Raw genomic sequence first — 5386 nt, 5'->3', positions numbered from 1 at the left:
CCTCTCTATTCGTCGGCAGCGTCAGTTGTGTATAAGTGTCAGGGAAGGGGCCACGCGGGGGCACGGCGCGGTGGGGGAGCCCAGTTTACGGATGATCGTCCCTGCCTTGCCCAACGATCCCATGAGCCCTCGACCTCCCGTGTGTTCCAGGCCTCACGAACCGGGCTCGGTTTCGGTGAGGAAGTCGCGTACCAGGCGGCCGACCCACTCGGGGGACTGGCGGTTGGCCCAGTGCCCCTGACCGGCGAGCAGTTCGACGCGGGCCCCGGGGACCGCGCGGGCGGCGGCGATGGTGGTGGCGGCCTTGACGCCGATGTCCTTCTCCCCGGCCAGGAACAGGGCGGGGCAGTCGATCTCGCCCAGGCGTGGGCGCAGGTCCACGTTCATGCGCCAGGGGCCGATGGAGGTGTTCTGCCAGTCGGAGGATCCGGCCCCGTGGGTGGCCATCTCGGCCATGACCTCGTCGATGATCTGTTCCTGGTCGGGGGCGGGGCCGGCGAGCAGGCCCTTGCGGACGAAGACCTCGGTCTTGCGTCGGTCGCCGACCATGAGGCCGGGCAGAGTGGTGTTGAGCAGGCGGCTCTTGGCGGTGAGCCACAGCAGTTGGTGGTAGAGGGGCGCGAAGGAGAGGGTGCCGCCCGGGTTGATGGCCACGATGCGCGCCACCCGCTCGGGGTGTTCGAGGGCGGTGTCCAGGGTCATCGCCCCACCCTGGGACATGCCCACCACGGCGACGCGATCCAGTGCGTAGTGGTCCAGGAGCGCGACGACGCAGCGTCGCAGGGCGGCGTGGTCGGCGATCCCCCGCCATTCACGGCTGTGTCCCTGTTTGGGCCAGTCCAGGGCGATGACCCGGTGGTCGCGGGCCAGGTCGGGGATGAGGTGGCGCCAACTCAGGGTGGCGCTGTCCACTCCGCCCCCGCTCAGCAGCAGCACCGCAGGGGCGTGTTCGGGGCCTTCGACGATGACGCTCAGGCGCCCTTCGGGCATCTGGACGTGTTCGCGGTGGAAGGCCAGGGGTCCACTACCGGTCTCGTTCACGAGGTGTCCTTTCTCTGTCGGTCCCGCCAACGGTCGAGCAGGGCGGGTAGTTCGGTCTCCAGGAACCCGTAGAGCTCGTGCACGTTCTCCAGGCGTTCGCGTCGCTGCGGTGAGGCGTCCTCCAGTGCGGCGAGTCCGCGTTCGGTGACGCGACGAAAGTCCGTGGTCTGCGCGTAGCGACGTTGGAGCATGCGGCTCCAGCCGTCGGCGGCGATACGGAAGTACTCCTGGCGGTGGCCGCGTTTGCGCACCCCCTCCACCAGTCCACTGGGGGTGAGCATCCGGGTGGCGCTGCCGATGGAGCTGCGGCTGACCTGAAGCACCTCGGCCAGGCGGGCGGCGCTCTGTTCGGGTGGATCGCACACCAGCAGCCAGCCGATGACGCGTCCGGCGATCAGCGGCATGCCTTCGTGCTCGAAGAAGACCGCGAGGTCGTCGACGAAGGCGAGTTCGGCTTCGGTGGGTTCGCTCATGCCCTTCACAGTACAGTCATTGCAGTCATGACTGCAATGACTGTACTGACTGCAATATTGGAGCGCACTCGCGCCCGGCCCGGAAAACCGGCGCCGGCGTGTGTGGGTTCGCCTTGACTGTGGTAAATGTTAGGCATGCCGAACATTAGAGATGGGCTGTCTTCAAAGGCCTGGTTGGTCACGGTTTGTTCCCTGGCCACCACCCTCAGCCTGACCGCCTGCACCTCCTCCACCGGCCAGGCCTCCGACGACGACGGCCGCCCTCTGGTCCTGACCACCTTCACCGTTCTGGCCGACATGACCGAGAACGTCGCCGCCGACCGCGTGCGCGTGGCCTCCCTGACCCGCCCCGGCGCCGAGATCCACGGCTACGAACCCACCCCCGACGACCTCGTCCGCGGCCTGGACGCCGACCTCGTCCTGGAGAACGGCCTGGGCCTGGAGGCCTGGTTCGCCCAGTTCACCGAACGCGTCGAGGCCCCCACCGCCCTGCTCACCGAAGGCATCGAGACCCTCCCCATCTCCTCCGGCGACTACCAGGGCGAACCCAACCCCCACGCCTGGATGTCACCCACCAACGCCCTGACCTACGTCGACAACATCCAGGCCGCCCTGACCGAACTCGACCCCGAGGGCGCCGACGACTTCTCCCGAGCCGCCCAGGACTACAAGGACGACATCCGCGAGGTCTCCGACTTCCTGGACACCGAACTCGCCGAGGTCCCCGACAACGCCCGCGCCCTGGTCACCTGCGAGGGCGCCTTCTCCTACCTGGCCCGCGACGCCGACCTGACCGAGCGGTACCTGTGGCCGGTCAACGCCGAACGCGAGGGCACCCCACAACAGATCGCCGCCGTGACCGAGTTCGTCCGCGACAACGACGTGCCCACCGTCTACTGCGAGAGCACCGTCAACGACGGCGCCCAACGATCGGTCATCCGCGAGACCGACGCACGGATGGGACAGACCCTCTACGTCGATTCCCTCTCCGAGGCCGACGGCCCCGTCCCCACCTACCTGGACCTGCTGCGCCACGACGCCCAGGCCATCGTCGAGGGCCTGGCCACCACATGAGCCGCCCACTCGCGCAAGACAAGGAGGAGGCCATGGACACCGCCATCGAGGTCCAAGGCGTCACCGTCCGCTACGGCGACGTCCTGGCCCTGGACGACGTGAGCGTGTCCGTGCGGGCGGGCCGGGTCTGCGGTCTGCTCGGCATGAACGGTTCGGGCAAGTCCACCCTGTTCAAGACCGTGCTCGGCCTGGTCGCACCCGACCGCGGGCGGGTGCGCGTCAAGGGTCTCAAGAGCGCCGCCGCCCGCCGCAAAGGGCTGATCGGCTACGTCCCCCAGTCCGAACAGGTCGACTGGGCCTTCCCCGTCCGCGTCCGTGACGTGGTCATGATGGGCCGCTACGGCCACATGGGACGCCGACGCCGCCCCCGCCCCGCCGACCGCGAGGCCGTCGACCACGCCCTGGCCCGCACCGACCTGACCGACCTGGCCGACCGCCAGATCGGCGCGCTCTCCGGAGGCCAGCGCAAACGCGCCTTCGTCGCCCGCGCCATCGCCCAGAACGCCGACGTGCTGCTGTTGGACGAACCCTTCGCCGGGGTGGACAAACGTTCCGAGGCCACCATCACCGACCTGCTCCGCCAACTGCGCCGGGCCGGACACACCCTGCTGGTGTCCACCCACGACCTGTCCCAGGTGCCCGCCCTGTGCGACGAGGCGCTCCTGCTCCAAGGCCGGGTCATCGCCCACGGAACACCTGAACAGGTACTCGAACCGGACGTCCTGCTGGAGGCGTTCGGCATCCACACCACGGAGGGGACCCCATGGACACGGTGACCGCGCTCGTGGAGTGGTTCACGGTGCCGATGCGGTTCGAGTTCGTCCAACGCGCCCTGCTGGTCAGCGTGGTCGCCGGACTGGTATGCGCCGTCCTCTCGTGCTGGATGACCCTGGTGGGCTGGTCCCTGATGGGCGACGCGGTCTCCCACGCCGTGCTGCCCGGGGTAGTGCTCTCCTACATGTTCGGGTTGCCCTTCGCCCTGGGCGCTTTGGTCTTCGGCGCCGGTTCGGTGGCACTGATCGGCGTGGTCAACCGCACCTCCCGGGTCAAGGAGGACGCCGTCATCGGGGTGGTCTTCACCGCCCTGTTCGCCCTGGGGCTGGTCCTGGTCTCCCGGGTGCCCAGCCAGACCGACCTGAGCCACATCCTCTTCGGCAACGTCCTAGGGGTCTCCGACACCGACATCCTCCAGGTGCTGATCCTGGCCGCGGTGGTGCTGGCGGTGGTCTGGTACAAACACCGCGACCTGACCATGTACGCCTTCGACCCGGTCCACGCCCACGCCATCGGCGTCAACCCGCGCCTGTTGGAGACCCTGCTGCTGGGCCTGCTGTCGGTGACCGTGGTGGTGGCGTTGCAGGCGGTGGGCATCATCCTGGTCGTGGCCATGGTGATCATCCCCGGCGCCACCGCCTACCTGCTCACCGACCGGTTCGAGCGGATGCTGCTCATCGCCATGGCGGTCTCGGTCGTGGCCTCGCTGACGGGGGTCTTCACCAGCTTCCACCTGAACGTGTCCACCGGCGGGTGCATCGTTCTCGCCCAGGCCGCACTGTTCACGCTGTCCTACCTGTTCTCGCCCCGCCAAGGGGTGCTCTGGCGCGGCCGTACCGCTCGCGCCCTGCGCAACCGCTCTTGAACAAACTGTTTTAAACACAGTGTTTTAAACAATCTGTTGACAACGCTCTTCTGTCAACGCATAGTTGAACCATGAGCACCGAACAGCACCCTTTCAGCCGACCCGACCCCGAACAGGCCCGCCGCGCCCGCGCCCACGAGGCACTCTTCCGCCTCACCGAACGCCACGCCACCGGACCGGCCCGCACCCTGTGGGAGGAACGCCGCCTGCCCATGTCCGCCCACGAGGCCATCCGACGCGTCGGCGACCTGGCCGCCGGCAGCGCCGTACCCGACCAGGACGCCCCAGCAGTGGACGAGGCCGACCTGACCGCCGCCCTGACCCTGGTGCCCTTGGCCCGCGCCGAGTTCGACCAGATGGAGGCCGGGCTGCTCACCATGGCCAAGGGGCGCGGAATGACCTGGCAGGAACTGGCCTACGGGCTGGGCCTGGGCACCGCCCAGGCCGCCCGACAACGCCACGAACGCCTGCAATCGCGCACCGAGCACTGAAACTCCACCCGGGCCCCACCGCGCAAGGGTGGGGCTCGCACCCCCTTCTGGAAAGCCCCCCATGGACCACCCCCTGAGCACCGACGTCGTCACCGACGGGCTCACCCCGCACGAAGTGACCCTGTCCCCGAATGGTCGCCACCTCGCCTACACGCTCGCGCCCCTGGCCCAGACCACACCCCGACCGGTGAACACCTTGTGGGTCACGGGTATCGACGGCACAGCGCCCCGCCCCCTCACCGACGGCACCTTCGCGGTCCACCGCCCCCGCTGGTCACCCGACGATCGGCTGTACTTCCTCACCGACAGAACCGACTGCCTCGCAGGGCGAACACACCAGTCCCCACTCGCACCCGGACTGCACCGGATCGAAGCCGACGGCACCGGCCACCGCTCCCTGACCGACCCCCGGACCACCGTGGTGGACCACCTGCCACTGCCCGACAAGACCACGGTGGCACTGGTGGTGGCCGACCCCGAACCACCCGACGACGCCCCACGCGAGTGGGGCCGGCACCAGCCCCACCATCGCCTGGCCCTACTCGACCTCCCCAGCGGCGCCACGCGCACCATCACCGGGCTGGGCGAACACCACGTCCTCCACATCGCCGCCCGCCCCGACGGCGCCCACCTGGCGGTGATCACCCATCCCTGACTCGTATACACAT

Annotated in this window: 8 protein-coding genes; 5 read left to right on the top strand and 3 right to left on the bottom strand. The window is 68.9% G+C overall.

Annotated elements, in window-relative coordinates; all coding sequences use genetic code 11:
• Window positions 1–153: 153 nt before the first annotated feature.
• From BQ8420_RS27085 to BQ8420_RS32465, 3 genes are read right to left on the bottom strand one after another with little or no spacing between them, the layout of a single operon-like run.
• Window positions 154–1041 carry an alpha/beta fold hydrolase gene (locus BQ8420_RS27085; RefSeq protein WP_369825551.1) on the bottom strand — a complete coding sequence of 296 codons (888 nt, stop codon included), beginning with the start codon at window positions 1039–1041 and terminating at the stop codon, window positions 154–156.
• On the bottom strand, window positions 1038–1514 hold the full coding sequence (locus tag BQ8420_RS27080) for a GbsR/MarR family transcriptional regulator (protein WP_087102571.1): 477 nt from the start codon (window positions 1512–1514) through the stop codon (window positions 1038–1040). The genes BQ8420_RS27085 and BQ8420_RS27080 overlap by 4 nt, the downstream gene beginning before the upstream one ends.
• Before the next feature lie 5 nt (window positions 1515–1519).
• A complete protein-coding gene (locus BQ8420_RS32465; RefSeq protein ID WP_200816114.1) occupies window positions 1520–1696 on the bottom strand; it encodes a hypothetical protein in 177 nt (58 codons plus the stop codon).
• Between BQ8420_RS32465 and BQ8420_RS27075 the strand changes: the two genes are divergently transcribed.
• From BQ8420_RS27075 to BQ8420_RS27055, 5 genes are all read left to right on the top strand, one after another.
• Window positions 1650–2588 carry a metal ABC transporter substrate-binding protein gene (locus BQ8420_RS27075; RefSeq protein WP_087102569.1) on the top strand — a complete coding sequence of 313 codons (939 nt, stop codon included), beginning with the start codon at window positions 1650–1652 and terminating at the stop codon, window positions 2586–2588. The genes BQ8420_RS32465 and BQ8420_RS27075 overlap by 47 nt on opposite strands.
• Before the next feature lie 32 nt (window positions 2589–2620).
• Entirely contained in the window at window positions 2621–3364 is a 744-nt protein-coding gene (locus BQ8420_RS27070; protein ID WP_087102567.1) for a metal ABC transporter ATP-binding protein, read from the top strand.
• The gene (locus tag BQ8420_RS27065; RefSeq protein WP_087102565.1) at window positions 3352–4227 is read left to right on the top strand and encodes a metal ABC transporter permease; all 876 of its coding nucleotides are present in this window, start codon (window positions 3352–3354) and stop codon (window positions 4225–4227) included. Before BQ8420_RS27070 ends, BQ8420_RS27065 begins: the two co-directional genes overlap by 13 nt.
• Before the next feature lie 71 nt (window positions 4228–4298).
• Window positions 4299–4718 (top strand): DNA-binding protein, encoded by a 420-nt coding sequence (locus tag BQ8420_RS27060; RefSeq protein WP_087102563.1) that lies wholly within the window; start codon window positions 4299–4301, stop codon window positions 4716–4718.
• Window positions 4719–4779: 61 nt separating this feature from the next.
• Window positions 4780–5373 carry a PD40 domain-containing protein gene (locus BQ8420_RS27055; RefSeq protein ID WP_087102561.1) on the top strand — a complete coding sequence of 198 codons (594 nt, stop codon included), beginning with the start codon at window positions 4780–4782 and terminating at the stop codon, window positions 5371–5373.
• Window positions 5374–5386: the final 13 nt, after the last annotated feature.

It is taken from the genome of Nocardiopsis sp. JB363, assembly GCF_900143625.1.
GTDB lineage: Bacteria > Actinomycetota > Actinomycetes > Streptosporangiales > Streptosporangiaceae > Nocardiopsis.
This window is presented reverse-complemented; position numbering and strand designations above follow the sequence as displayed.

What these genes read in the sequence shown, in the direction of transcription:
- BQ8420_RS27055 (WP_087102561.1), top strand. Translation starts at nt 4,780, where the DNA reads ATGGACCACCCCCTGAGCACCGACGTCGTCACCGACGGGCTCACCCCG.
- BQ8420_RS27060 (WP_087102563.1), top strand. Translation starts at nt 4,299, where the DNA reads ATGAGCACCGAACAGCACCCTTTCAGCCGACCCGACCCCGAACAGGCC.
- BQ8420_RS27065 (WP_087102565.1), top strand. Translation starts at nt 3,352, where the DNA reads ATGGACACGGTGACCGCGCTCGTGGAGTGGTTCACGGTGCCGATGCGG.
- BQ8420_RS27070 (WP_087102567.1), top strand. Translation starts at nt 2,621, where the DNA reads ATGGACACCGCCATCGAGGTCCAAGGCGTCACCGTCCGCTACGGCGAC.
- BQ8420_RS27080 (WP_087102571.1), bottom strand. Translation starts at nt 1,514, where the DNA reads ATGAGCGAACCCACCGAAGCCGAACTCGCCTTCGTCGACGACCTCGCG.
- BQ8420_RS27075 (WP_087102569.1), top strand. Translation starts at nt 1,650, where the DNA reads ATGCCGAACATTAGAGATGGGCTGTCTTCAAAGGCCTGGTTGGTCACG.